This is a genomic window from Catenuloplanes sp. NPDC051500 (genome assembly GCF_044454585.1).
Lineage (GTDB): Bacteria > Actinomycetota > Actinomycetes > Mycobacteriales > Micromonosporaceae > Catenuloplanes.
Window position 1 is genome coordinate 728,589 of record NZ_JBITDX010000002.1, and the last position, 24,149, is coordinate 752,737.

The window sequence follows — 24,149 nt, forward strand, 5'->3', positions numbered from 1 at the left end:
CGGCATCCCACGTCGATACAGCACCTAATACTGCAACCCGACGCGACCACGGCGATCCGCGGCGGCGGACGGGCTGAGGCCGTCGGTGACCGGCGGGGTGGGACGGCCGCGGTCGCGCTGCCAGAGGCGGAACGCGTGGGCGATGATGCCCAGCCAGGCGAGGCCGAGCAGCCAGCCGCCGAGCACGTCGGAGACGAAGTGGACGCCGAGCGCGATCCGGGTGAAGCCGACAAGCACGACGAGCACCACCCAGACCGTGATCGCGACGCGCCGCCGGAGGGGGCGGAGCGCGGGCAGCAGGACCAGGAGCACGGCGCCGTACGCGACGACCGTGCCTAGAGCGTGGCCGCTTGGGAAACTGGCACCGGGCGCGGACGAGACCGGGCTGTCGACGACCGGCCGGAGCCGCCCGACGAGCGCTTTGAGTGACGGGTCGAGCAGCAGCGCGCCGACGCCGGTGACGACCAGGTAGAGCGCGAGGCGGTGTTCGCGGCGGATGAGCAGCACGGCCGCGACCACGCCGACAAGTCCGGCCATGAGCAGGCGGTTGCCGAGTTCGGAGATCGCACGCAGCGTGGCCGCGACCGGCTCGTGCCGGGACACGACCGCGTTGAGGTCCGCGGCCGTGTCCTGGTCGAGTGCGTGCAGCGGGGCCCACTCGGCACGGACCAGCAGTAGGAGCAGGCCGAACGCGGCGCCGATGGCGAGCACCGCAAGCAGGCCGAGCACTGACCGCTCGGTGAAGCGAGCAAGTGCGCGTCGCGGAGCCGTCAGCATGGGATCACCGCTACCCGGGAGCGCGGGCGGCTACACCGCCGGTGGACGTTTGCGGGGGTGGACCGGCTTGCGGAGTCCGTCCGGCTTGACCGCGAATCCGGCCGGCTTTCGTCGTACCCTCGCGGCGGCTTTGACGGTTTTGACCTTTTGGGCCCGAGGGGCGCGCTGGGTGGGGAGGTGCGGCGCGTGCGGGAGGCTGTCCTCCGGGGCGGGGTGCCACTCGTCGGGCTTGGCCGGATCGGGCGCGCCCACCCGGGCCGCCTCCAGCTGGGCGGCGAACGCGAGGCCGAGGAAGAGCGCGATGCCGGTCAGGTTGGCCCAGAGCAGCAGCGCGATGATGCCGGTAAGCGGGCCGTAGGTCGCGCCGAAGCCGTCGCTGAAGCGCACGTAGCCGGCGAGCAGCAGGCTCGTCGCCCACCAGAGCACTGTGGCGACCGCGGCACCGAAGAGCAGCCAGGACAGGCCGGGCTGGCGGCGGCGGGGCGCGTAGCGAAATATCACGCCGATCGCGAAGACGACAAGCGCGAGGCTGGCCGGCCAGCGGACCACGTTCCAGATCCCGGCGAAGTCGTGGCCCCAGGGATAGCGGTTCTCTATCGAGTGGCCGAACGGGCGGCCGGCGACAAGCGTGAGGAAGCCGAACAGCGCCGGTACGCCGGCGAAGACCGCCAGACCGGCGCCGCGCGCGTATTTGAGGAGCGCGGGGCGGTCGCGTTCGACGCCGTAGATGCGGTTCGCGCCGCGCTCGATCTGCGCCATCGACTGGGTGAGCGACACCATGCCGGTGATCAGACCCAGCGTCAGCGCCAGCTCGCCCGCGTCCTCGGTCATGTCGTCGTCGGTGAGCAGGTCGTTGACCACGTCGTGGCTGGCGCCGGGGGTGAGCGCCAGGATGGTGTCCGCGACGACCAGGCCGCCCTCCTCCGCGCCGAGGTCGGTGGCGAGGCCGGCAAGCGCGATCAGGAACGGCACCACCGCGAGACACAGCTGCAGCGCGAACGCACGCGAGTGGCTGAACCCGTCGCCGTAGCGGAACCTGACGAACGCGTCGTGGAACAGGTGCCAGCGGCCGTAGACGCGCAGCGCGCGCCAGGCGTCGTCCGCGGAGAGTTCGTCCCCGGACATCAGCTTCGTCTCGGGAACCTGGTTGGTGCTGCTCATGCCCGGGACTCCACTTCGCGGGGGCGGCTGCGTGGCCGTCGCTGTACCGACCCGGTCATGCGCGCTCCTTCACCCGGTCCACACCCTCGGCGAGGTCGCGGGAGCGTTCCGGGCGGGGTACGCAGAGCACAAGTGCCCTGGGCCGCAGGTGGACGCGCAGCACCTCGTCCGGGGAGATCAGGTCGCCGTCGAGCTGGCGCGGCTGAGCCCGGTTGCTGCGCACCTCCACCTCCGACGCGGTGTACAGCTCCATCCGCGGCACGCGACGCCACCGGTACAGGACGCCGAGGCTGAGCACCGCCCACTGCCCGAGGCTGCGCGCGGTCACCACTGCCACGTTGAACTGGCCGTCGTCCGGCTCGGCGTCGGCAAGCAGCCGGACGCCGCCCTGGAGGCGGCCGACGTTCCCGATCAGCACGGTACGGGCGCGCCGGTCGAGCACCCGGTTGCCGTCGAGCTTGATCCGCACCCGCATCGGGCGGTCCCGCAGGTGCCGGGCGGCGCCGAACAGGTACGCGATCCAGCCGATCCGTTTCTTCGCCCGCTCGGACGTACCGGCAAGCATCTGCGCGTCGAAGCCCATGCCGGCCATCACCGCGAAGCAGTCGCCGGTGCCGTCCACCTCGCCCACGTCGATCAGGCGCCGCCCGCCGCCGAGCACGACCCGTACGGCCGCGGTGACGTTGCCCTCCAGGCCCAGGTTCGCGGCCAGCAGGTTTCCGGTGCCGGACGGCAGCACTGCCATCGCCACGCCGGTCCCGGCCAGCCCGCTGATCACGGCCCGAACCGTGCCGTCGCCGCCGGACACGAGCACGATCTCCGCTCCGGCAGCGACCGCCGCCCGTGCCTGGCCGACGCCGGGGTCCTGGGGTGTCGTCTCAAGCCAGAGCGGCTCGGGCCACCCGGCCACCGCCAGGCCGTCGCGGATCAGCCGTTTGTGCTCGGCAAGGTCGGCGACCTTCACCGGGTTGAGCACCACTGCCGTCCGCACCGGCGGGGGCACGGCTGCCCGCAGGTGCGCGTGGGGCGGCCCGCTGTCTTCCATCACGGCGGATAGTGTGCAACACCGCGGCCCCACGAGCGACCCATCGGGCGAACGCCACAGCTCAGGCGGGTGAATCCGGGGTCACCGGGGCCGTCGTGGTGCCGATCCGGGACGGGTCCACCACCCCCCAGTACGCGTCCTTCGCCTGCAACCTGGTGTCGAAGAGCAGCGGCGCGTCCTTGCGGGTGACCGGGAACGTGTCAAGCCAGGTGTCGTCGTCCGCGAGGCCCCACACGGTCACCGAGGTGAGGTGCGCGGCGTACCTGCGGTAGAGCGCGAACAGGTCCCGGTACCGGTAGGCGACCGCGAGCAGCCGGTCCGCCGGCGGGGCCGGGAACGACTCGCCGCTGCTGGTGTAGATCGACACGTCCATCTCGGTGATCTGCTGCTCCACGCAGAGCGGGACGAACGTCTGGATCATCGCCTCGACCTCGTCGATCGCCGGCCAGTCGATGTTGACGTGCATCTGGTGCCCGACGCCGTCGACCGGCACGCCCTCGCTCTTGAGCAGCGCCACAAGCGCGTAGAGCTTGTCGCGCTTGGCCGGCACGTTCGTGTTGTAGTCGTTGATGAAGAGCTTCGCGTCCGGCAGCACCTCGCGGGTGACCCGGAACGCGGTGCGGATGTAGTCGAGCCCGGTGATCTCGTACCATCTGCTGCGCCGGTAGCCGTCGGGCTGGGACTCGTCGATCACCTCGTTCACCACGTCCCAGACCGGGATGTCCGCGCCGTACCGACCGGCCACGCCGCGGATGTGCGCCTCCAGCCGGGCCAGCAGCAGCGCCTTGTTCTCCGGGGTGGCGGTCATCGCGGCGCCGTCCGCATCAAGGAACACCCAGGCCGGCGTCTGGTTGTGCCAGACCAGCGTGTGCCCGCGGACCGCCAGGCCGTTGGCCTTCGCGAAGTCGACGATCGTGTCCGCGTCGGTGAACCGGAACGTACCCTCGGTGGGCTCGGTGGCGTCCCACTTCAGCGCGTTGCCCGGCGTGACGGAGTCGAAGTGCTTGGTGAGCAGCTTCCCGTGCTCGCCGAGCAGTGCGGCAGGCGTGATCGCGGCCCCGACCGGGAACTCGGTGACCACGTCCCTGACCGACGGAATATCGGTCTGGATCGGCGTCTCCGGCAGGTAGGAGACCGTGACGTCGTCCAGGTGGAGGTCGCCGGTGCCGGTCGCGGTCTCGACGTACACAGTGAGGTATTCGACGTCGGAGGCCAGCGTGTACGTACCGGTCAGGTTGACCCAGGCGCCCGCGGTGAGTGCGGTGTCGCCTGCCACCTGGTCGTAGGAGGCCGTGCCGCCGGTGCGCCGCTCGACGCTGAGCCGGGCACTGTCCGAGCCGGCGGCGAGCCGTACCCAGGCGGAGATCGTGTATGTGGTGCCTGTGACGAACGTGCCGAGCACGTCAAGGACCGGGCCCTCCCAGGTGGCGGTGCGCCCGGTGATCGCGAGGCTGCCGGAGCCGCCGTGCGCGACAGCTGTGGACGGCGCCACTGTCTCACCGCCGCGGGGTGTCCAGCCGCCTGTGGTGCCGTCCTCGAACGTGCTGTCGATGACAGTGACCGGTTCGTCCGCATGTGCGCCGGCCGGTGGTACGAGCAGAGCCGCCACAAGTCCGGCGGCGATGACGGGAGCGAGGCGCGTCCATGTCGGGCGCATGATGGCAACCTTTCCGGGTGCGGAGATGACTGACCCGGCATGAGCCCGCACGCCGGCGGCGGCTCGCACACCGCCCCGGGCTCCCGGCCGGGGCGGTTCGCGGGCGCGGTGGTTCGCGGGCGCGTGAATCCGCAAGCCACCGATGGCCATCGATGTTAGGGGCGGCTCGGCGGGTCGTCAACGGATCCACCTGTCGAAGAGGCCGAGGCGGAACGCCGCGTCGCGGGCCAGCAGGAAGCCGGCGATGCCGAGGACCCAGCCGAGCGCGCCCGCGGTGTGCCGGGCCAGCCAGGCACCGAGGCGCTCCAGCGGCACCTGGGCGCGGTGACCGGCGAGCAGGCGCAGGCCGCCGAGCAGCAGCGCGGGCACGATCATGACGAGGACGTAGCCGCCGAGCGTGGCGAGCCAGCCGGCGACCGGCAGATCGGCGGCGGTGATCAGGCCGACCGCGGCCAGGTAGGGCAGCATGGTGGCCACCTCGAGCGCGGCCGCGCCGAGTCCGAGACCGACCATCGCGGGGATGGTGGCGTCCTCACCGGCCAGCCGGTCCCGCCAGCGGCCGGACCGGTCCCCCTTCTTGCCGTCGAAGCGGAAGCTCCAGGCGAACAGTCCGACGCCGAGCGCGAGTTGCACCCAGGCGACCCACCGCGCGCCGGACAGCCCGGCGAACGCGGCCGTGGCCGCCTCCGCGCCGAGCACCAGGATCACGCCGACGATCGCGTAGAAGACCGCCACGGTGGCCAGGTAGACCAGGAACCGGGAGGCGCGCACCTTTGGCGACAGCAGCATCCAGATCGGAATGACGAGCGTGCCGATGCTTGTGCTGTCGATGAGCGCCAGGCCGGCCAGGCCGGCGAGCGTCAGGAGATCCACGAGCGTCCTTCCCCGTTTTATTTCGCACAGTCGTGTGAAAAACAAAGTAACACAGCCGTGCTAAAAAGAGGGGTGCCCAGAATCGTCGACCATGACCAGCGCAGACGTGAATTGGCAGCGGCCGTGTGGCGGGTGGTCGCCCGCGGCGGCATCGGCGCCACCTCGGTCCGGGCGATCGCGGCCGAGTCCGGCTGGTCCACCGGCGCGATCCGGCACTACTTCTCCACCCAGGCCGAGCTGCTCGCGTTCGCGGCGCAGCTGATGATGGAACGGGTCCCGGAGCGCATCCGCGTGCACCTGGAGAACGCGTCGCTGACCCCGCTCGACCAGGTCGTGGCGGTGCTTGAGGAGATGCTGCCGCTGGACGAGGAGCGCCGCGTCGAGGTGCTGATCTTCGTGATGATCGCGGATTTCACGCTTCGCACACCCGGCATCGACGCCGCCCGCGACGTGGCCTGGGCCGGCACCCGCTACCTGTGCCGGCTCTCGGCCGCCCGGCTCACCGGCACCCCGGAGCCGCCCGAGCTCGCCACGCCGCTCGCCGACCCGGCGCTCGAGGCGCACGCGTCCCGGCTGCACGTGATCGTGGACGGGCTGTCGCTGCAGGCGCTGATGTTCCCGGACCGGATGACACCGGAGGCGGTCCGCGCCACGCTCACCGGCGCGTTGCGCGAGATCACCCGGTGAGGTGTCTACCCGCGGCCCACGGGTGATCGTCACGTACCGTGGGCGACGTGGACGGCACGGCGGTAAGGGCCACGTGGTGGGGGCACGCCACGATCTGGCTCGAGGATTCGGGGGTCCGGCTGCTCACCGACCCACTGCTCGGCGACCGGCTCGCCCATCTGCGCCGGATGCGCGGCCCCCGGCCCCTGCTCCCCGGCGCACCCGACGCGGTGCTCGTCTCCCACCTGCACGCCGACCACCTGGACGTCCCGTCGCTGCGCCGGATACCAGCCGACACCGTGTTCGTGGTGCCACGCGGCGCGGCCGGCCTGATCCACCGCCGCCTCGGCAGCCACTACTCCGGCAACTGCGTCGAACTCGCCCCCGGCGAGGAAACCAAGATCAAGGATTTGCGGGTACGGGCGGTGCCCGCGGCCCACGACGGCGGGCGCGGCCCCTGGTCCCGCCTCCGGGGTGACGCGCTCGGCTTCGTCATCGAGGGCGCGGCCCGCACCTGGTTCGCGGGCGACACAGGCCTGTTCGACGGCATGTCCGAGATCGGCCCGGTCGACGTGGCGCTGGTGCCGGTCGGCGGCTGGGGCCCGAGCCTGCACCCGTCGCAGCACCTGGGGCCGGCCGACGGTGCGGAGGCGGTGCGCCGGGTCGGCGCGTCCGACGCGGTCCCGATCCACTACGGCACGTTCTGGCCGGTCGGCATGGGCCGGGTACGGCCGCACATGTTCCACTCCCCCGGAAGCGACTTCGTGCGCGCGGCGGAGGAGCTGATCCCGGGCGTGCGCGCGCATCTGCCGCTACCCGGCGAGACTGTGGAGTTCGGGGCGCCGTGACCATCGGGGTACTCCTCTCCCTGTTCGGCCTGGTCGCGTTCGGTGCGGTGCTGCCGGTCGTACCGACAGGTGTGGCGGTGAGCGGCGCGGCCGCGGTGGCCGCGCACGACAATCCGGTCCTGGTGCTGCTCGTGGTGGCGGCCGGCGCGCTCGGCGCGTACCTCGGCGACCTGGTCACCTACGCGGCCTGCCGCTGGGGTGGTGAGCAGCTGGCCCGCCGGCTGCGCTGGCTGCGCGGCAACGAGAAGCTCGACAAGCTTGGCGAGGAGCTGAAGAACCGCGAGGTGCCGGTGCTGCTGATCTCCCGCCTGGTGCCCGGCGGCCGGATCCCGATGCTGCTGGCCGCAAGCGTGATCGGCGTGTCCTGGCGGACGTTCGTCCTTGCGAACGCGCCGGCCTGCGCGCTGTGGGCCGCCGTCTACGCCGCGGTCGGGCTGCTCGGCGGCACGGTCTTCGCCCGGCCGTGGGAGGGCGTGGTGGCCGCGATCGTGCTCGTCGTGGTGGTCACGCAGATAGCGTCGTGGGTGTCCCGCCGCCGAGAGGCGCCGGCATAGCGTCGCGATCCGGGGTGGCGTCCTCATCCGGGGTGGCGTCGTCATCCGAGGTCGCGTCGTCATCCGAGGTCGCGTCGTCATCCGAGGTCGCGTCGTCATCCGGGCTCGCGTTGCGGACGCCCAGTTTCTCAAGCCAGGTCAGCAGCTGGCGGTGCACCGCGTCCGGGCCGTCGAACTCCTCGGACTCGCGTGGCCACTCGTCCGGGTGCAGCACCATCGCCTCGGTCTGCCAGCCGCCCAGCCCGCCGTGCGAGCCGACCAGCTCCTCGTAGGCGGCGACGTCCTCGGTCGCGGAGTCGACCGGGCTGATCAGCACCAGGTCTCCCACATGGTCCATGGTCTGGTGGCGCAGCAGGTCGGCGCGGGCGCGCGGGCCGTACGGCAGCAGCGGGTCCTCGCCCTCGACCACGCCGTCCGCGAGCCGGTGCCGTCCCCGGGCTCCGTGCGCGACCGGCCCGGCTGCGGAGTCCACGACAAGCACGCCCACGCCCGGGTGCGAGGCCAGATCCTCCACAAGCCCGGGGTACGCGACGTCCAGCTGTTCCTTCGTGGCCTTGCCCGCCAGCCGCGGCAGGTAGACCATCGCCAGGTTCCCGGACGCGACCACCACTGACTCCGCGTCGTCGTCCTCCGCCGCGTCCACCGGGCCGAGCGTGACCTCGCCGCCCTCGGAGCGCTTGCGGGTCGCGGCCCGGGCCGCCGCCGCTGTCGGGCCGGACCGGTTCGCGGCCTCGGTGAGAAGCGCGTTCACCGGCCCCCACTGCTCGACAGGCGCGGTCGAGGAACGGGCCCGGCCGGTCGGCGCCTCGGTGCCGGCGCGGGCGACCAGCCGCTGCACCACATCCTCGACGCGCTCGCCGTGCCGCTGCCGGAAGGTGGCGCCCTGCGCCTGGCCGTGGTCGGAGAGCACCACCAGGTGGTAGTTGCGGGGCGCGTCCGCGGCGAGCCGGTGCAGGATGCCTACCACCCGGTCCAGGCCCTCAAGCGAGTGAAGTGCCTCGTTGCGGGCCGGTCCGGCGTGGTGCGCCACCTCGTCGTAGTCCACGAAGTCGCAGTAGACGACAGGCGCGCCCTTCGCCATCTGCTCCGCGATCAGCGACACGTTCAGGTCGCGCAGCAGCACGTTCGTGGCCGGGCGGAGCAGCAGGTAGTAGCCACCCCGGCGGATCCGGGGCTGCACGTCGCGGCGGCGCTGCTGGCGGCTCTGCCACAGCTCCTTCATGATCTCGCCGAAGCCCAGCACGATCGCGCGGGCCAGGCCGAACGTCATAAACGCGGCGTACCCGGAGGAGGACGGGCCGGGCAGCGCGGCCCGGGACACGGTGAGCAGGCAGGTCTCGGCGTCGCCCGGGAAGACGTTGCTGATGCTCACGCCGCCGTCACGGAGCAGGCCGGCACCGGTGGAGAGGCGGCGCTCGATCTCGGCCGCGTCGCGCGGGCGGTTGGTCACCATCAGGCGCCGCTCGGCCTTCTCGTACCAGCGGAACGCGGGCACCTGGCGCACGTCGCCGTAGAGGATCCCGGCCTGGACCGCGGGCGTGGTGGCCGGCACTCCAGTGTGGAACGGCGCCAGCCGGTGCGTACCGTCGCGCAGCCAGCGGCCCATGTGCGGCAGGTTCCCGGCGCGGACCGCCCAGCGCAGCAGCGGCGCGGAGACGCCGTCCAGCTGGACGATGAGCATGCCGTCCCGGTCGCAGTCGGCCGGGCGCGGGTGACTGCGCCGGACGCGGGACATCAGGCGCATGGTCTCCAGCACGAACGTGTCGTCGGTGCCGGCGTCGACCACCCAGTTGACCACCGCGGCCAGCGCGATCGCGATCCACGAGGCGGCGAACGCGACCTCGAAGCCGGTGCCGCCGCCGGCCGGGTTCAGGCGCAGCGCGACGTACAGGATGATCGCCTGCACCACCACGCCGAGCAGCAGCGAGCCGAACCCGCCGAGCACTGTCGCGACCACAAGCAGCAGCGGCCGCAGCAACGCGCCGACGCCGGTGACCAGCGCGACCAGCCAGAGCAGCGCGACGAGGCCGCTGGCGTTGACGCCGGGCAGCAGCCAGAGCGTGGCCGCGAGCACCACGAACGAGGTGAGCATGGCGCGGGTGAGCGCGCGGAAACGTGGGAGCGTGGGCCGCCAGTCGCGCAGGACGCGCAGGCCCAGCCGGAGGCGGCCCGGTTCCGCCTGCGCGTCGCGCGGGCCGGGTTGCTGAGCCATCCCTGCACTCTGGCACAGGCGGCCCCAGCCGTCCCCCGCACGCGCGCGGGCCTGCCACGATCGTGATCGGTCGCACAACGGCGGCCCGGTTTGTCGCACGGGCGCGGCCCGGCCACACTTGGCTTTCTGCTTCCGCGGCGACACGCCGGCGGCACGCGGCACTGCACGGCTTCGCAGGCCGCGGCGGGGCGGCAGGGCATGGCAGCGGCACATAGGGCACGGCAGCGGCACAGAGGATGGGCGCGATGACCGACGAGCGGGACCGCATCGAGCGTGAGCTGACGCTTCTCGTCCGGCGCACCCAACGGATCCATGTGCGCCTGCCCGGCGTGGCACGGCACGTGGAGCGCGCGGCGTACAGCATCCTCGGCCGCCTGCACGACGACGGGCCGATGCGGCTCACCGCGCTTGCCGCGCTGTTCGGCCTGGACGTGTCCACGGTCAGCCGCCAGGTGCAGTCGCTGCAGAACGAGGACCTGATCAGCCGCTCGGCGGACCCGGGGGACCGGCGCGCCGCGCTGATCGAGATCACCGGGTACGGCACGGAGGTGCTGCGCGGCATGCGCACGGCGCGCCGGGAGCTGCTGCGGGAACTCACCGATTCGTGGCCGGCCCGGGACCGCGAACGGTTCGCGGACCTGCTGGAGCGGTTCAACGAGGGCGTCGCGGAGAGGTTGAGCGGGGCGCCGGATTCGTTGCCGCAAAAGGGTTTGGTCCGCGAATAGCGGGTATCTTCGCCTGTCTGCCCGCGCCCGTCGCGCACTACACCCGGAAAACCGTCCAGTCTAGTTTTCCATATCCGACATGCCCGATTTTCTACGAAATTGTAGTGTAAATTACGCGACAGCCTACACATGGCGAAAATACGGGCTCTTTGCGGCTGCCTTGAATAGTGTTTGCCGTGTTCGAGTGATCGCGCAGTTACCTCCGGTTACTGCAGTCCCTCGGGCCGGCGTCGGACCGATTCCGGCATGTGCACTTCAGGAGCTCTCACCATGAAGATCACCATGGCCACCACCGGCCGCATCTCCCTGATGATCGCCACCGCCGCGTTCGGTGTCGCCGTGGCCGCCGCCCCGGCCGCCGCCGGCTTCGGCCCGTCGTCGACCACCAACAAGGCGGACATCGCGATCGTCGGCGGCGACGCCAAGGCCGTCGGCGCCTGCTTCAACGTGGCGAAGACCTACGCCAAGCTGAAGAAGTCCCCGCCGAAGATCCAGTCCTGCCAGAACATCTCGTCGGCGCAGGGTGGCGGCGTCGTCCTGAAGGACGTTGACGTCAACGTCATCCAGGACGCGTCCGGCGGCAAGGGCAAGAAGCTCAACAGCGCCGACATCAAGATCGCCGGTGGCGACGCGACCGCGCTCTCCGCGTGCGCGAACGTGCTGAGCGGCTCTGCGTCCTCGAAGAACTTCCAGGACTGCGCCGCGATCTCGGACGCCAAGGGCGGCGACGTCAAGCTGTCCAACGTCGACTTCACGGTCATCCAGACCAGCTGATTCACCGAGGGGGCCGGGTGACCGGCCCCCTCACCTCATATGCGGTCCTCCCCCGCCTCGCGGGCGGCACGGCGGCACACTCCGGGCCGCTCGCGAGGTGAGGTTCTCCTCCGACTCGTCGGCAAGTGCGTGCACGGGCTCTCAGCGCACGCAGCGCCCCTCGTGCCGCAGTCACGGAAGGAATGGCGAGATGACCAGTCCTACCCGGGGCGCCCTCCTGGCGGGCGCCTCGTTCTCAGTTCTACTGGCCGCCGCGTTCACGCCCGGAGTGGCGCAGGCGGCGACGCCGGCCACGCCGAAGCCCTGGCCGGCCTGCACCATCAACGGCACCTCAGGTGACGACAAGCTGATCGGCACCAAGGGCAAGGACGTCGTCTGCGGCTTCGGCGGCGATGACCTCCTGCTCGGGCTCGCCGGTGACGACATCCTGATCGGCGGCGCCGGCGACGACATCCTCGTGGGCGGCCCCGGCTGGGACACGCTCTACGGCGGCGCGGACGACGACCGGCTGGTGGCCGGCCCCAACGGCGGCAAGGCGGACGGCGGCTCCGGCCGTGACCGCTGCCTCGGCCCGGTGAAGAACGCCTGGTACTCCGGTTGCGAACGCACGTTCACGACGGGCGGATGACCATGACACTCTCCCGCGCCGGCGTGATCCTCACCGCCGGCCTGCTCACCGGCGCCGCCGCGGCGACAGTCGCCTCCCCGGCTCAGGCCGCGGACGCCACGCCCACGTTCGCAAGCACGAACACGGCCACCTGGGACGGCAACCTGCTGAAGGTGACGTTCCGGGAGACCGGGGCGAAGCCGTGGTCGACCGGCCTGGTCTCCATCCGGGCCACCGGCACCGTGGACGTCGTCTGCATCGGCGGCGGCGTGTCGCTCACCTCCCAGGCCTCCTCCGAGACCGAGGTCGTCTCCGAACACAAGGCAGACGGCAACGGGGTACGCGCCGGCGAGCAGGTCGCCGGGTTCTCCGTCCAGCCCCCGGTGATCACCGGCCTGGACTGCAAACCCACGCTCGCCCGCAGCTTCTCCGTCACCGTGCAGGACCTCAGCACCGGAGCCGTGCAGACGCTTGCGGGCCCCGCCTCCAACACAGGGAAGACTTCATGAGACTGCAACACCTGACGCGCATCGGCGCGGTCGCCTCCGGCATGCTCGTTCTGGCGATGGCCGTCACCGTCGCGCCGTCGCCGGCGTCCGCGGACACCACTGACATCACCGTCAAGGGCGGCGACGGCAACTCCACAGTGGTCTGCGGCAACGTCGCCGCGGCGCTCAGCCTCGCCAAGAAGGCCGGCTACAAGCTGCAGCTCAACAACTGCAAGGCGAACGCGGCCGGCGGCTCGGTCGGCCTCGGCGGCGTCGAGATCTTCGTGTCGCAGTCGGCCGCGAAGGCCAACGCCTCCGCGCTCGCCTCGCTGGACCGGGCGGCCGCCCGCGTCGGCATCGCCGCCGACAAGTGCGAGAACCACCGGGCCAAGGGCACCGGCCAGATGACCAAGTGCTGGGCCACGGCCAAGGGCGGCAAGGTCTACCTGAACAACGTGACGGTGCAGAAGGGCAACATCGCCCGCACCATCACGTCCGGGGTCATCGACCGGGCCGGCGTGCCGAAGGGCACCGACGGCGGCGCGTCCGCCAAGTGCTGGAACGTCGTCTCGGACAAGCTCAACCAGCGCGACGACTGCTCGACCTTCGGCGGCGGCGCCGAGTGGAGCCTGAACAACGTCGACGTCAAGGGCTACAACGGCGGCGGCCTGCAGAAGAACGTCAACGTCTCGGTCAAGGGCGGGGACGCGAACAACTACGTCCTCTGCTTCAACACCACGGACGGCTCCGGCAAGGTCAAGCAGATCAACATCTGCTCCGCCGAGGGTAAGGGCGGCGACGTGACGCTCAGCAACATCAAGATCATTACGCTCTGATCCCGGTAACACCCGGTTCGACGCGCGCACCAGGCTCTCAGGCTTCACTCTCCGGTGGCCCCGGAGGTGGCCGGTGCGCCATCGGGAGCCCCGCCGGTCGCGGACCGATCGCTGCTTGCCTCCCCTGCAGCGATCGGCCCGCGACCGGCGGGGCCTCCGCGTTTCTTGACTGTTAACTGGCCCCCCTCTAGCGTTCTTATGGGTAACTGTTGTGCGCCATGCGAACACTGGAGCGCCTCCCATGACAGACACCCGCAATCTCCTGATAAACGGCGAGCACGTTCCCGCCACCGGCGGCCGCACCACCCAGGACCTCAATCCCTGGACGGGTACGCCGCTGGCGCTCGTCGCCGCGGCCGGGCCGGAAGACGTGACCCGTGCGGTCGACGCCGCCCACGCCGCGTTCCCCGGCTGGGCCGCCACCCCGCCGTCCGCCCGGCGCGCGATCCTGAACCGGGCCGCCGACCTGCTCGAGGAGCACGCGCACGAGGCCGCTGCGCTGGTGGGCGCGGAGACCGGCGGCCCGTTCGGCTGGGCCATGTTCAACGTCGGCCTGGCCACCGGCATGCTGCGCGAGGCCGCCGCGATGGTCAGCACCCCGATCGGCGAGGTGCTCGCCACCGACAATCCGGACGCGCTCGCGCTCGGCCTGCGCCAGCCGGCCGGGGTGGTCGCCGCGTTCGCGCCGTGGAACGCGCCGATCATCCTCGGCACCCGCGCGATCGCCACGCCGCTCGCGGTCGGCAACACGGTCGTGGTCAAGGCCAGCGAGGACGCGCCGCTCGCCGCCGCCCACTACCTGGCCGACCTGCTGCACGAGGCCGGACTGCCGCCGGGCGTGCTCAACGTGATCACCAACGACCGCGCCGACGCGGCAGTGATCGCGGAGACCCTGATCGCCGACCCGCGTGTCCGGCGGGTCAACTTCACCGGCTCCACCTCCGTCGGCCGCCGAATCGGCGAGCTGGCCGCCAGCCACCTCACGCCCGCGGTGCTCGAGCTCGGCGGCAAGAACTCCGTGCTGGTCCTGGACGACGCCGACCTGGAGTACGCGGTCAACGCGGTCGCGTTCGGCGCCTACCTGAACGCCGGGCAGATCTGCATGTCCGCCGACCGGGTGCTTGTGCACCGCGCGGTCGCGGACGAGTTCACCGCACTGCTCGCCGCGAAGGCCACCGCGCTCCCGGCCGGCGACCCGTCCGACCCCACCACAGTGATCGGCCCGCTGATCAGCGAGTCCGCCGCCGCCCGCGTCGCGACGCTTGTCGACGAGGCCGTGTCCCAGGGTGCGAAACTCGCGGCCGGTGGCGGCGCACCGGACCGTGCGCTCTACCCCGCCACAGTGCTGTCCGGCGTGGAACCGCACATGCGCATCTACGCGGAGGAGATCTTCGGCCCGGTCTGCACCGTGATCACTGTCGACGACGCGGACCACGCGGTCACGATCGCCAACGACAGCCCGTACGGCCTGACCGCCGGCGTTCTCACCGGCGACCTGTCCCGCGGCCTCGACCTGGCCCGGCGCCTGCAGACCGGCATCGTCCACATCAATGACCAGTCCGTCGACGACGAGCCGGTAGCCCCGTTCGGCGGCGTCAAGTCCTCCGGATACGGCCGGTTCGGCGGCCGCGCCGGCATCGACGCCTTCACCGACCTTCGCTGGATCACACTCCAGCAGCGCCCGAAGCATTTCCCCTTCTGAGCTGCCCTATCGCGGCCCGGCGTCGGCACGGACGGCCTTCTTCGCGGCCTGGATCTGCCCGTAGACGTGGGTGCGGAGTTCGATGAAACGGGGGGCCGCGCGGGTGTGGAGCTGGTCGCGCTCGGCGGGGAGGTCGATCGGGAGGTGTTCGAGGATCACCGTGGGGGACGCGGAGAGGATCAGGACGTTCTGGCCCAGGTAGACGGCCTCGTCGATGTCGTGGGTGACGAAGAGGACCGTGACGCCGAGCCGGTGCCAGAGGTCGCGGATCAGGTCTTCGAGGTCGGCGCGGGTCTGGGCGTCGACCGCGGCGAACGGCTCGTCCATCAGCAGGACGCGGGGCTCGTAGGCGATGGCGCGGGCGATGGCGACGCGTTGCTGCATGCCGCCGGAGAGCTGCCAGGGGTACGCGGAGTGGGCGTCGGCGAGTCCGACCGCGGCGAGTGACTCGTGCACCAGCGCACGGCGGCGTTCCCGGGGGATGTGTTTCTGGCGCAGCGGGAGTTCCACGTTGGCCGCGACCCGCATCCAGGGGAAGAGGCTGCGGCCGTACTCCTGGAAGACGACTGCCATGCCGGGTGGCGGCCCGGTGACCGGTGCGTCGTCGAGCGTGACCGTGCCGCCGGACGGGGTGAGCAGGCCGGCGATGCACTTGAGCAGCGTGGTCTTGCCGCAGCCGGACGGGCCGACCAGGCAGGTGAGGTCGCCGTCCGCGAGGGTGAAGGTCAGGTCGCGGATCGCCTCGACTGATCGGCCGTCGCCGGTGTAGGTCTTCTGCAGGCCCGAAACGGTGAGCATGTCAGCCCTTCTGCGCGCGGCGGAGGCCGTGGTACCAGCCCAGGATCGCGGTCTCGGCCAGCCGGAACAGGCCGGAGAGCAGCACGCCGAGCAGGCCGAGGACGATGATTCCGGTCCACATCTCCGGGATCGCGAAGCTCCGCTGGAACTCGACGATCGTGTAGCCGAGGCCGGAGCTGGCCGCGAACATCTCGCTGATCACCATGAGGATGATCGCGACGGAGAGCGCCTGGCGTGCCCCGGCGACGATCTGCGGGCTGGCGGCCGGCAGCACCAGCCGCCACAGCCGGGCGGGTCCGGTGAGCCCGTAGGAGCGGGCGGTCTCGGTGAGCACGCCGTCGACCGCGCGCACGCCCTCGACCGTGTTGAGCAGGATCGGCCAGACGCAGCCGGAGACGATGACCAGCACCTTCATTCCGTCGCCGATGCCGGCGAACAGCATGATCACCGGGACCAGCACGGGTGGCGGGACCGCGCGCAGGAATTCCAGCACCGGCTCGACAGTGGCCCGCACGCGGGGACGGCCGCCGATCAGCACGCCGGCGGCCACGCCGATGAGCAGCGCGAGCGTGAACCCGGCGAGCAGGCGCCACAGGCTGGGGAGCAGGTCGGAGCGGAGCCGGTCGAGGGTCCAGACGCCGGGCGCGGACGCCACGATGTCGTGCAGCGGGGGCACGTAGAAGTTCTCGCTGCGGGCGGTCGCGAACCACCAGACGGCGACCAGGACGACAGGCATCGCCACGAGCTTGAGAAGCCTCATCACACCGCCGCCTCGCCACGGACCGACTGGTGCCACGCGAGCGCGTGCCGCTCGACCGCACGGGCGCCCACGTTGATCGCGACGCCGAGCAGGCCGGTGACCACGATCAGCGCGTACATGTCGGCGACCGCGCCGGAGCTCTGTGCGACAGCGATCCGCGAGCCGAGCCCGGGCGCGCCGATGACCAGCTCGCCTGTGACGCAGAGGATCAGCGCGACGGCGGCGGCGAGGCGCAGGCCGGTCATCACGTACGGCAGCGCGGTCGGCCAGAGCACGTGGGCGATGCGGGCGGGGCGGTTGAGGCCGTACGCGCGGGCGGTGTCGTCCGCGACCGGGTCGACGTCGCGCACGCCGTACAGCACCTGGACGAGCATCTGCCAGAACGCGGCGTAGACGACGAGCACCAGCTTGGACTCCAGGCCGGCGCCGTAGAGGACGACGACGAGCGGGATCAGCGCCACCGACGGGATCGGGCGCAGGAACTCGATCGTGGACGCGGTCAGCTCGCGCAGCACCGGCGTCGCGCCGATCAGCAGGCCGAGCGCGATGCCGGCCACGGCCGCGATGAGCAGCCCGAGCACCCAGCCGTGAAGCGTGTCGCGGAGCGCGCTCCAGAACGCGGGCTCGGACAGCTCGCCGCCGAGCGCGACGCCGATCTCGGTCGCCGGTGGGAGGTAGCGCGCCGGGACCAGGCCGGCGCGCGGGAACACCTCCAGGAGCAGCAGGAATCCGGCCAGGCCGACCAGGCCGAGCGCGAGCCGGGTGCGGGCGGTGGTCACGGCAGCAGCTTGCTCAGGTCGGGCCTCGCGTCGCCGAAGATGCCGTCCGTCTCGCCGAGCCCGGCCAGCGTCTCAAGCGAGGCCCGGTTGATCTCGACCGGCCACGTCGGCAGGATCAGCGCGGCCCGCACCTCTTCGCTGATCTTCGTGTAGCTGCTGAGCACGGCGCGTACCTCGTCCGGGTGGGCGTCCGCGTAGGACAACGACTCGTTGACCGCCTCGGTGAAGCGGCCGACCAGCGCCGGATCCTCCCCGATCAGCTTGGCGCCGGTGAAGTAGGCCGCGATCGTCAGGTTCGGCGCGGTGTCGGTGAAGTTGGAGGCAACCACCGTCGCGCCCGCGGCCTTCGCTGTGGACAGCTGCGGCTCGACCAACCAGGCCGCGTCGACCTGGCCGTTCTCGAGCGCGGCCGGCATGTCCGGGAAGGCGATCTCGACGAACTGGATGCCGGACGGGTCCCCACCGTCCTTGCGGACCGACTCGCGGACCGTGGTGTCGCCGATGTTCTTCAGCGTGTTGACCGCGACCTTGCGCCCGGCAAGCGCGGCCGCGGTGGTGATCTGGCTGCCCTTGCGCACCACGACGCCGCTGAAGTCCTTACCTGCCGCGCCGGTGGAGGCCGCGCCGTTCGCCACGACCTTGACCGGCACCTTCTTCGTCTGGGCGATCATCAGCGAGGTGATGTTGCTGAAGCCGAACTCGAACTCGCCGCTGAGCACACCCGGCACGATCGCGGAGCCGCCCTGCGCGGTGACCAGGTTGAGGTCGATCCCGCGGGACGAGAAGAAGCCCTGCTCCTTGCCGAGGTAGATGGGCGCGACGTCGACGATCGGTATGACGCCGACCGTCACCGTGCGCGGGCCTGAGGCGTCGGTGCCCGGCTCGTCCGCCGGTGAACTGCCGCAGGCGGTGAGCACGGTGCCACTGAGCGCGGCGACACTGATCTTGAGGACTGAGCGGCGACGCATGAGCCATCTCCCGGTTGAGGGTTTTGCCCGTATTGTGCCTCTTGCTCGTTTTCGACGGTAGAATGTGTGCGCATAACGAACATTCGTTCCCACAGAGAACGTAAGACGTGACCCAGGCCACGTCAATGCCACGCGTCGATATTGTTGGATCACTATGCGTGCCGACTCGACAGCCTAGACGCCGTTGACGCTGCGTGGGGGCGGACGTTACGTTCGTTGGACGAACGTGTGTGCGCAGGACGCACGCTGTCGCCGACCTCGGGAGCGCCATGGGGGAGATCACCACGCTGGCCGACGCGGTCGCCCGGCTCGTGCACGACGGGGACACGATTGCGCTGGAGGGCTTCACCCACCTGATCCCGGTGGCCGCGGGCCACGAGATCATCCGCCAGGGCCGGCGCGACCTGACGCTGGTCCGGATGACGCCGGACATCGTCTACGACCAGCTGATCGGCGCCGGGTGCGCGCGCAAGCTGGTCTTCTCCTGGGCCGGCAACCCGGGCGTGGGCTCGCTGCACCGGTTCCGGGACGCGGCGCAGCACGGCTGGCCGGCCCCGCTGGAGATCGAGGAGCACAGCCACGCCGGCATGGCGAACCGGTACGCGGCCGGTGCGGCCGGGCTGCCGTTCGCGGTGCTGCGCGGCTACACCGGCACCGACCTGCCCGCACAGACCGCCACGATCGCGCCGATCACCTGCCCGTTCACCGGCGAGGTGCTGACCGCGGTCCCGGCGCTGAACCCGGACGTGGCGATCGTGCACGCGCAGCGCGCGGACCGGGACGGGAACGTGCAGATCTGGGGCATCACCGGCGTACACAAGGAGGTCGTGCTCGCCTCGCGGCGCTCGCTTGTCACGGTCGAGGAGATCGTCGACGAGCTGGAACCACGGCCGGGCGCGGTGGTGCTGCCGGGGTGGACCGTCACCAGCGTGGCGGAGGTCCCCGGCGGGGCCCGCCCGTCCTACGCGATGGGCTACTACGAGCGCGACAACGCCTACTACAAGGAGTGGGACGCGATCTCGCGCGACCGGGACTCCTTCACCAGCTGGCTCCGGACGGAGGTGCTGGGCCGATGAGCTGGTCCTCCGGAGAGATGATGACGATCGCGGCGGCACGCACGCTGCGAGGCGACAGCAAGTGCTTCGTCGGCATCGGCAAGCCCAGCACCGCGGCGAACCTCGCCCGGCGTACCCATGCGCCAGGTCTTGTTCTGGTGTATGAGTCGGGCACGATCGGCGCGAAGCCGGGCAGGCTGCCGCTCTCGATCGGCGACGGCATGCTCGCCGAGACCGCGGACGCGGTGGTCTCGGTGCCGGAGATCTTCAACTACTGGCTGCAGCCGGGCCGGATCGACATGGGCTTCCTCGGCGCGGCCCAGCTCGACCGGTTCGCCAACATCAACACGACGGTGATCGGCGCCGACTACGCGGACCCGGCCGTGCGGCTGCCCGGCGCGGGCGGCGCGCCGGAGATCGCCGCGTCCTGTCGCGAGGTCATCGTGATCGTGGCGCACAGCCGGCGCACGTTCGTGGAGAAGGTCGACTTCGTCACGTCTGTCGGCTTCGGCGGCGGGCCGGGCGACCGGGAGCGGCACGGGCTGCGCGGCAGCGGACCGCAACTCGTCGTCACGGACCTCGGCATGCTCGCGCCCGACCCGGAGACCTGCGAGTTGACGCTCACCCACCTGCACCCCGGCGTGACGCTCGACAGGGCCCGCGAGGCCACCGGCTGGGACCTACGGGTCGCGCCGGACCTGCGGACCACCGACGCGCCGACCGACACCGAGCTGCGCGTGCTCCGCGCGCTTGAGGAGGGCTGATGGACCTCACCACCTACAGACGCGACGATGGTACGACTCATCCGCCGCTGCTCTCCCCCGGCTACAGGTCGACAGTGCTGCGGGCCCCGCGCGAGCAACTCGTGCTGCTTCCGCACACGCTCACCGAGCTCACCGGGCCGCTGCTCGGCGAGGGCCGGGTGACGGAGGCCGACGCGGATCTCACGCTCGCACCAGGTGGCGAGGCGCAGGGCCAGCGGATCATCGTGCACGGGCAGGTGCGGGACGCAGGCGGCCGGCCGATCCCGCACACGCTCGTCGAGGTGTGGCAGGCGAACGCGGCCGGCCGCTACCAGCACCGGTGGGACCAGCACGACGCGCCGGTCGACCCGCACTTCACAGGCGTGGGGCGCTGCCTGACCGACGCGGACGGGCACTACCGGTTCGTGACAGTGAAGCCCGGGGCGTACCCGTGGGGCAACCATCCGAACGCGTGGCGGCCGGCGCACATCCACTTCTCGCTGCTCGGGCGCGCGTTCACCCAGCGCCTGGTGACCCAGATGTACTTCCCGGACGACCCGCTCTTCGCGTACGACCCGATCTTCAACTCGATCCGGGACGAGCGCGCGCGGCAACGCCTGATCGCCGGCTTCGACCTGTCCGCGACCGTCGACTCGTGGGCGCTCGGCTTCCGCTTCGACATCGTGCTGGCCGGGCCGGACGACGGCACCCCGACCGAGGACCCGCACGATGACTGAGCGGGGGTTGACGCCGTCGCAGACGGTCGGGCCGTACCTCTCGATCGGCCTGCCCTGGCCGGACGGCCCGTCAGTGGTCGCCGAGGGCACGCCGGGCGCGATCCGGATCACCGGCACGGTCTTCGACGGCACCGGCGCGATCGTGCCGGACGCGCTCATCGAGACGTGGCAGGCCGACCCGGCCGGCGGTTTCGCGCACCCGGACGATCCCCGCGGCCTGCCGGGCACCGGCTTCCGCGGATTCGGCAGGTGTCCCACAGACGACGCCGGAAACTGGGCGATACTCACGCTTAAGCCCGGCACCGTGCCGGACCGCGAGGGCCGGCCGCAGGCGCCGCACATCGACGTCTCCGTGCTCGCCCGCGGGCTGCTGCACCGGGTGGTGACGCGCATCTACTTCGCGGACGAGGCGGAGGCGAACGCGGCCGACCCGGTGCTGGCCACGGTCCCGGCCGCGCGCCGGTCCACGCTTGTGGCCCCGCTCTCCGGGGACGGCTACCGGTTCGACATCCGGCTCCAGGGGGACCATGAGACAGTCTTCTTCGCCATCTGAGCGCCGCGGCCTCTTCGACGGCGTGCTGTCCGCCGGGCCGGTGCACGACGCGGTCAGCGACCGGGCCTGGCTGCAGGCGATGCTTGACGCGGAGGCCGCACTGGCCCGCGCACAGGCCCGGCTCGGGCTGGTCTCCCCGTCGGCCGCCGCCGCGATCACCGAGGTCTGCCAGGCCGCGCGCTTCGACGCGGCCGCGCTCGCCCATGAGGCAGCCGACACCGGAAACCCAGTGGTCCCATTGGTACGCGCGCTGCGTGCCCAACTGAGGCCCGAGTTCGCCGGGCAGGCGCACCTGGGGGCCACCAGCCAGGACATCATCGACTCGGCCGCGATGCTTGTCGCGCACCGGGCCACCGGGCCGCTGCGCGCGGACCTGGCCTCGGCCGCGGACCGGGCCGCCGCGCTTGCCGCCGAGCACCGGGACGCGCTCATCGCCGGGCGTACGTTGTTGCAGCAGGCACTGCCGACCACGTTCGGGCTTGTCGCAGCCGGGTGGATGACCGCGCTTGACGCGGCCGGCAGCCGGCTGGCCCGGATGCGGCACGGCACGCTTGCGGTGCAGCTGGGCGGCGCGGTCGGCACCCTTGCCGCACTCGGCGAACCTGCCGAAACACGGGACGCGGCCGGCGGAACGGCGGGCACCCGGGCCGCACCCGACGGACCGGCGGACACGCGGACCGCGAGTGACGGGCCGACCGCCGCGCGGACCGCACGTGACGAACCGACCGGCTTGCCTGGTCGTGCCGGTTCGGCAGGCGTCTCCGCGAGGCGCAACGGACTCGTCGGGATCGCGTTGATCAGCGCGTTCGCGGATGAGCTTGAGCTGAACGAGCCGATCCTGCCCTGGCACACCGACCGGGGCCGGATCGCGGAGCTGGCCGGCGCGCTCGCGGGTGCCGCGGGCACGATCGCCAAGGTCGCCCGGGACGTGGTGCTGCTCGCGCAGACAGAGGTCGGCGAGGTCCGGGAGGGCGGCGGTCGGGGCGGCTCCTCGACCATGCCGCACAAGGCGAATCCGATCGCCGCGATCTCCGCGGCCGCGTCCGCCGCCCGGGCGCCGGGACTGACCGCCACGCTCTACGCCGCGATGCCGCACGAGCACCAGCGCGCGGCCGGCGCCTGGCACGCGGAGTGGCTGCCGCTCACCGATCTGCTGCGCGCCACCGGCTCGGCCGCACACTGGCTGCGCGAGTGCCTGGGCAGCCTGGAGATCGACGTGGCCCGGATGCGCGCCAATCTGGACCTGACCGGCGGCGCGCTGCTGGCCGAGCGGGTCGCGGGCGCGCTCGCCCCCACGCTCGGCAAGGACGCCGCCCACGACCTGATCGCGTCAGTGGTGCGCGGCGGCGGCACGCTCGCGGACGACCCGCGGATCACCGCGCACCTGGACCGGGACCGGGTGACCGCGCTGCTCGATCCGGCGGAGTACCTGGGGAGCGCCTCCGCGCTGATCGACCGCGCCCTCGCCGCCCACCCGAAGGGCGACGCGTGATCGCTCCCCGCAGGCCCGCATGGCGCGCGGGCCGGCCCACATGACTCGTGACCGCTCCCGGCCAGCCCACATGCCGGGCGGCCCAGCCCACATGACACGTGACCACTCCGGCCGGCCCGCATGGCGGGCGGGCAGATCCCGCCGGCCGGCGCGTGGCGTGGAGGCGGCATCATCGGCACGACAGTGAGGGGACCGGCATGAGCGCCGTCGAATTGCATCACGTCGTCGACGGACCCGTCGATGCGCCGCCGTTGCTGCTGCTCAACTCGCTCGGCAGCGATCTGGGCATGTGGGATCCGCAGATGCCCGCGTTGAGTCGCCGCTTCCGGGTGATCCGTTGCGACACCCGGGGGAACGGGCGCTCACCCGTACCCCCGGGAGATTTTGATCTTGAGGATCTGGGGCGGGACGCGCTCGCGTTGCTTGATCGGCTGGGCGTCGCGCGGGCGCATGTGGTGGGACTCTCGCTCGGCGGGATGACGGCGATGTGGCTGGCGGCGCATGCGCCGGAGCGGGTCGGCAGAATGGTGCTGTGCTGCACGTCCGCGCAGCTCGGGCCGCCTGAGGGCTGGGCGGAACGGGCCCGGCTGGTGCGCGCGGGCGGGATAGCGGCGATCGCTGACGGGCTTGTCGGCCGCTGGCTGACGCCGGGATTCGCGGCCGGGCACGCCGAGCTGACCGGCCGCCTCAAGGACATGATCCTCAGGACCCCGCCGGAAGGGTACGCGAGCTGCTGCGCCGTGATCGCGCACATGGACCTCCGCCCGGACCTGCCGCGCATCACCGCACCCACGCTTGTGATCGCCGGACGCGACGATCCGGCCACGCCGCCGCCGCACGGCCAGGTCATCGTGGACGGGATTCCCGGCGCGCGCCTGGCGGTGCTGCCCGAGGCGGCCCACCTGGCCAACGTGGAGCGGGCGGACGCGGTCACCGCGCTGCTGCTCGAGCACCTGGAGGACCGGGAGGACGACGCCGGCATGATCGTCCGCCGGCAGGTGCTCGGCGACGAGCACGTGGACCGCGCGATCGAGGCCACCACGCCGCTCACCGCGCCGTTCCAGGAGTTCATCACGCGGACCGCGTGGGGCGGCGTCTGGTCCCGGGACGAGCTGGACCGCCGGACCCGCAGCTGCATCACGCTTGCCGTGCTGACCGCGCTGCACAGCCACGACGAGCTTGCCATGCACGTACGCGCGGCCCGCCGCAACGGTCTGACCGCGACCGAGATCGGCGAGGTGCTGCTGCACACCGCGGTCTACGCGGGCGTGCCGGCGAGCAACGCGGCGCTTGCCGTCGCGCGCCGGGTCCTCGCCGAGGAGGGGTAGGGTGGCTCAGC

The 24,149-nt window shown here is 71.9% G+C and carries 25 protein-coding genes; 15 read left to right on the plus strand and 10 right to left on the minus strand.

Going from position 1 to position 24,149, the window contains the following annotated elements:
- Positions 1-24: 24 nt before the first annotated feature.
- From ACIA8K_RS06220 to ACIA8K_RS06240, 5 genes are all read right to left on the minus strand, one after another.
- Positions 25-777: a phosphatase PAP2 family protein gene (locus tag ACIA8K_RS06220; RefSeq protein ID WP_396055516.1), complete on the minus strand. Its 753-nt coding sequence runs from the start codon at positions 775-777 to the stop codon at positions 25-27.
- A gap of 30 nt (positions 778-807) precedes the next feature.
- Positions 808-1,938, minus strand: coding sequence for a YihY/virulence factor BrkB family protein (locus ACIA8K_RS06225; RefSeq protein ID WP_396055518.1), 1,131 nt, complete (start codon positions 1,936-1,938; stop codon positions 808-810).
- A gap of 55 nt (positions 1,939-1,993) precedes the next feature.
- Entirely contained in the window at positions 1,994-2,983 is a 990-nt protein-coding gene (locus ACIA8K_RS06230; RefSeq protein WP_396055675.1) for a diacylglycerol/lipid kinase family protein, read from the minus strand.
- Positions 2,984-3,044: 61 nt separating this feature from the next.
- Positions 3,045-4,640 carry an endo-1,4-beta-xylanase gene (locus tag ACIA8K_RS06235; RefSeq protein WP_396055520.1) on the minus strand — a complete coding sequence of 532 codons (1,596 nt, stop codon included), beginning with the start codon at positions 4,638-4,640 and terminating at the stop codon, positions 3,045-3,047.
- 177 nt (positions 4,641-4,817) lie between these two features.
- Positions 4,818-5,513: a GAP family protein gene (locus ACIA8K_RS06240; RefSeq protein ID WP_396055522.1), complete on the minus strand. Its 696-nt coding sequence runs from the start codon at positions 5,511-5,513 to the stop codon at positions 4,818-4,820.
- Between the two features lie 72 nt (positions 5,514-5,585).
- Between ACIA8K_RS06240 and ACIA8K_RS06245 the strand changes: the two genes are divergently transcribed.
- Genes ACIA8K_RS06245 through ACIA8K_RS06255 form a run of 3 tightly spaced genes read left to right on the plus strand, consistent with a single transcriptional unit; the run spans position 5,586 to position 7,581 of the window.
- The gene (locus tag ACIA8K_RS06245) at positions 5,586-6,200 is read left to right on the plus strand and encodes a TetR/AcrR family transcriptional regulator (RefSeq protein WP_396055524.1); all 615 of its coding nucleotides are present in this window, start codon (positions 5,586-5,588) and stop codon (positions 6,198-6,200) included.
- A 47-nt stretch (positions 6,201-6,247) separates the two neighbouring features.
- A complete protein-coding gene (locus tag ACIA8K_RS06250; protein ID WP_396055526.1) occupies positions 6,248-7,027 on the plus strand; it encodes an MBL fold metallo-hydrolase in 780 nt (259 codons plus the stop codon).
- Positions 7,024-7,581: a DedA family protein gene (locus ACIA8K_RS06255; RefSeq protein WP_396055528.1), complete on the plus strand. Its 558-nt coding sequence runs from the start codon at positions 7,024-7,026 to the stop codon at positions 7,579-7,581. Before ACIA8K_RS06250 ends, ACIA8K_RS06255 begins: the two co-directional genes overlap by 4 nt.
- Here the strand turns inward: ACIA8K_RS06255 and ACIA8K_RS06260 are convergent.
- The gene (locus ACIA8K_RS06260) at positions 7,532-9,793 is read right to left on the minus strand and encodes an alkaline phosphatase family protein (protein WP_396055530.1); all 2,262 of its coding nucleotides are present in this window, start codon (positions 9,791-9,793) and stop codon (positions 7,532-7,534) included. The genes ACIA8K_RS06255 and ACIA8K_RS06260 overlap by 50 nt on opposite strands.
- A gap of 245 nt (positions 9,794-10,038) precedes the next feature.
- Between ACIA8K_RS06260 and ACIA8K_RS06265 the strand changes: the two genes are divergently transcribed.
- From ACIA8K_RS06265 to ACIA8K_RS06290, 6 genes are all read left to right on the plus strand, one after another.
- Complete coding sequence (locus ACIA8K_RS06265; RefSeq protein WP_396055532.1) at positions 10,039-10,518, plus strand: MarR family winged helix-turn-helix transcriptional regulator; 480 nt, start codon at positions 10,039-10,041, stop codon at positions 10,516-10,518.
- Between the two features lie 270 nt (positions 10,519-10,788).
- Positions 10,789-11,292, plus strand: a complete 504-nt coding sequence (locus ACIA8K_RS06270) for a hypothetical protein (RefSeq protein ID WP_396055534.1) — start codon at positions 10,789-10,791, stop codon at positions 11,290-11,292.
- Positions 11,293-11,482: 190 nt separating this feature from the next.
- Positions 11,483-11,920 carry a calcium-binding protein gene (locus tag ACIA8K_RS06275; protein WP_396055536.1) on the plus strand — a complete coding sequence of 146 codons (438 nt, stop codon included), beginning with the start codon at positions 11,483-11,485 and terminating at the stop codon, positions 11,918-11,920.
- Positions 11,917-12,408: a hypothetical protein gene (locus ACIA8K_RS06280; RefSeq protein ID WP_396055538.1), complete on the plus strand. Its 492-nt coding sequence runs from the start codon at positions 11,917-11,919 to the stop codon at positions 12,406-12,408. The genes ACIA8K_RS06275 and ACIA8K_RS06280 overlap by 4 nt, the downstream gene beginning before the upstream one ends.
- A complete protein-coding gene (locus ACIA8K_RS06285) occupies positions 12,405-13,223 on the plus strand; it encodes a hypothetical protein (RefSeq protein ID WP_396055540.1) in 819 nt (272 codons plus the stop codon). The genes ACIA8K_RS06280 and ACIA8K_RS06285 overlap by 4 nt, the downstream gene beginning before the upstream one ends.
- 241 nt (positions 13,224-13,464) lie before the next feature.
- Positions 13,465-14,925, plus strand: a complete 1,461-nt coding sequence (locus ACIA8K_RS06290; RefSeq protein ID WP_396055542.1) for an aldehyde dehydrogenase family protein — start codon at positions 13,465-13,467, stop codon at positions 14,923-14,925.
- A gap of 6 nt (positions 14,926-14,931) precedes the next feature.
- Here ACIA8K_RS06290 and ACIA8K_RS06295 read toward each other — a convergent pair whose 3' ends face one another.
- Genes ACIA8K_RS06295 through ACIA8K_RS06310 form a run of 4 tightly spaced genes read right to left on the minus strand, consistent with a single transcriptional unit; the run spans position 14,932 to position 18,230 of the window.
- Complete coding sequence (locus ACIA8K_RS06295) at positions 14,932-15,723, minus strand: ABC transporter ATP-binding protein (RefSeq protein ID WP_396055544.1); 792 nt, start codon at positions 15,721-15,723, stop codon at positions 14,932-14,934.
- Between the two features lies 1 nt (position 15,724).
- The gene (locus ACIA8K_RS06300) at positions 15,725-16,483 is read right to left on the minus strand and encodes an ABC transporter permease (RefSeq protein ID WP_396055546.1); all 759 of its coding nucleotides are present in this window, start codon (positions 16,481-16,483) and stop codon (positions 15,725-15,727) included.
- The gene (locus ACIA8K_RS06305; protein WP_396055548.1) at positions 16,483-17,262 is read right to left on the minus strand and encodes an ABC transporter permease; all 780 of its coding nucleotides are present in this window, start codon (positions 17,260-17,262) and stop codon (positions 16,483-16,485) included. Before ACIA8K_RS06305 ends, ACIA8K_RS06300 begins: the two co-directional genes overlap by 1 nt.
- A complete protein-coding gene (locus ACIA8K_RS06310; RefSeq protein WP_396055550.1) occupies positions 17,259-18,230 on the minus strand; it encodes an ABC transporter substrate-binding protein in 972 nt (323 codons plus the stop codon). The genes ACIA8K_RS06305 and ACIA8K_RS06310 overlap by 4 nt, the downstream gene beginning before the upstream one ends.
- A 269-nt stretch (positions 18,231-18,499) precedes the next feature.
- Here ACIA8K_RS06310 and ACIA8K_RS06315 point away from each other — a divergent pair, with 269 nt between their 5' ends.
- The 6 genes from ACIA8K_RS06315 to pcaD all read left to right on the plus strand — a co-directional run bounded on the left by ACIA8K_RS06315 (position 18,500) and on the right by pcaD (position 24,138).
- On the plus strand, positions 18,500-19,306 hold the full coding sequence (locus tag ACIA8K_RS06315) for a CoA transferase subunit A (protein ID WP_396055552.1): 807 nt from the start codon (positions 18,500-18,502) through the stop codon (positions 19,304-19,306).
- Complete coding sequence (locus tag ACIA8K_RS06320) at positions 19,303-20,049, plus strand: CoA-transferase subunit beta (protein WP_396055554.1); 747 nt, start codon at positions 19,303-19,305, stop codon at positions 20,047-20,049. The genes ACIA8K_RS06315 and ACIA8K_RS06320 overlap by 4 nt, the downstream gene beginning before the upstream one ends.
- Entirely contained in the window at positions 20,049-20,765 is a 717-nt protein-coding gene (gene pcaH / locus ACIA8K_RS06325) for a protocatechuate 3,4-dioxygenase subunit beta (protein ID WP_396055556.1), read from the plus strand. Before ACIA8K_RS06320 ends, pcaH begins: the two co-directional genes overlap by 1 nt.
- Positions 20,758-21,318 (plus strand): protocatechuate 3,4-dioxygenase subunit alpha, encoded by a 561-nt coding sequence (pcaG, locus tag ACIA8K_RS06330; RefSeq protein WP_396055558.1) that lies wholly within the window; start codon positions 20,758-20,760, stop codon positions 21,316-21,318. The genes pcaH and pcaG overlap by 8 nt, the downstream gene beginning before the upstream one ends.
- Positions 21,293-22,810: a lyase family protein gene (locus ACIA8K_RS06335; RefSeq protein ID WP_396055560.1), complete on the plus strand. Its 1,518-nt coding sequence runs from the start codon at positions 21,293-21,295 to the stop codon at positions 22,808-22,810. Before pcaG ends, ACIA8K_RS06335 begins: the two co-directional genes overlap by 26 nt.
- 197 nt (positions 22,811-23,007) lie before the next feature.
- Positions 23,008-24,138, plus strand: coding sequence for a 3-oxoadipate enol-lactonase (pcaD, locus tag ACIA8K_RS06340; RefSeq protein WP_396055562.1), 1,131 nt, complete (start codon positions 23,008-23,010; stop codon positions 24,136-24,138).
- The last annotated feature ends 11 nt before the right edge of the window (positions 24,139-24,149 follow it).

Excerpts from the sequence above, each read along its gene's own strand:
- ACIA8K_RS06295 (WP_396055544.1), bottom strand. The coding sequence starts at position 15,723 with ATGCTCACCGTTTCGGGCCTGCAGAAGACCTACACCGGCGACGGCCGA.
- ACIA8K_RS06220 (WP_396055516.1), bottom strand. The coding sequence starts at position 777 with ATGCTGACGGCTCCGCGACGCGCACTTGCTCGCTTCACCGAGCGGTCA.
- ACIA8K_RS06235 (WP_396055520.1), bottom strand. The coding sequence starts at position 4,640 with ATGCGCCCGACATGGACGCGCCTCGCTCCCGTCATCGCCGCCGGACTT.
- ACIA8K_RS06270 (WP_396055534.1), top strand. The coding sequence starts at position 10,789 with ATGAAGATCACCATGGCCACCACCGGCCGCATCTCCCTGATGATCGCC.
- ACIA8K_RS06310 (WP_396055550.1), bottom strand. The coding sequence starts at position 18,230 with ATGCGTCGCCGCTCAGTCCTCAAGATCAGTGTCGCCGCGCTCAGTGGC.
- ACIA8K_RS06280 (WP_396055538.1), top strand. The coding sequence starts at position 11,917 with ATGACCATGACACTCTCCCGCGCCGGCGTGATCCTCACCGCCGGCCTG.
- ACIA8K_RS06290 (WP_396055542.1), top strand. The coding sequence starts at position 13,465 with ATGACAGACACCCGCAATCTCCTGATAAACGGCGAGCACGTTCCCGCC.
- ACIA8K_RS06285 (WP_396055540.1), top strand. The coding sequence starts at position 12,405 with ATGAGACTGCAACACCTGACGCGCATCGGCGCGGTCGCCTCCGGCATG.
- ACIA8K_RS06225 (WP_396055518.1), bottom strand. The coding sequence starts at position 1,938 with ATGAGCAGCACCAACCAGGTTCCCGAGACGAAGCTGATGTCCGGGGAC.
- pcaH (WP_396055556.1), top strand. The coding sequence starts at position 20,049 with ATGGACCTCACCACCTACAGACGCGACGATGGTACGACTCATCCGCCG.
- ACIA8K_RS06230 (WP_396055675.1), bottom strand. The coding sequence starts at position 2,983 with ATGGAAGACAGCGGGCCGCCCCACGCGCACCTGCGGGCAGCCGTGCCC.
- ACIA8K_RS06275 (WP_396055536.1), top strand. The coding sequence starts at position 11,483 with ATGACCAGTCCTACCCGGGGCGCCCTCCTGGCGGGCGCCTCGTTCTCA.
- ACIA8K_RS06300 (WP_396055546.1), bottom strand. The coding sequence starts at position 16,483 with ATGAGGCTTCTCAAGCTCGTGGCGATGCCTGTCGTCCTGGTCGCCGTC.
- pcaD (WP_396055562.1), top strand. The coding sequence starts at position 23,008 with ATGAGCGCCGTCGAATTGCATCACGTCGTCGACGGACCCGTCGATGCG.
- ACIA8K_RS06320 (WP_396055554.1), top strand. The coding sequence starts at position 19,303 with ATGAGCTGGTCCTCCGGAGAGATGATGACGATCGCGGCGGCACGCACG.
- pcaG (WP_396055558.1), top strand. The coding sequence starts at position 20,758 with ATGACTGAGCGGGGGTTGACGCCGTCGCAGACGGTCGGGCCGTACCTC.
- ACIA8K_RS06335 (WP_396055560.1), top strand. The coding sequence starts at position 21,293 with ATGAGACAGTCTTCTTCGCCATCTGAGCGCCGCGGCCTCTTCGACGGC.
- ACIA8K_RS06260 (WP_396055530.1), bottom strand. The coding sequence starts at position 9,793 with ATGGCTCAGCAACCCGGCCCGCGCGACGCGCAGGCGGAACCGGGCCGC.
- ACIA8K_RS06315 (WP_396055552.1), top strand. The coding sequence starts at position 18,500 with ATGGGGGAGATCACCACGCTGGCCGACGCGGTCGCCCGGCTCGTGCAC.
- ACIA8K_RS06265 (WP_396055532.1), top strand. The coding sequence starts at position 10,039 with ATGACCGACGAGCGGGACCGCATCGAGCGTGAGCTGACGCTTCTCGTC.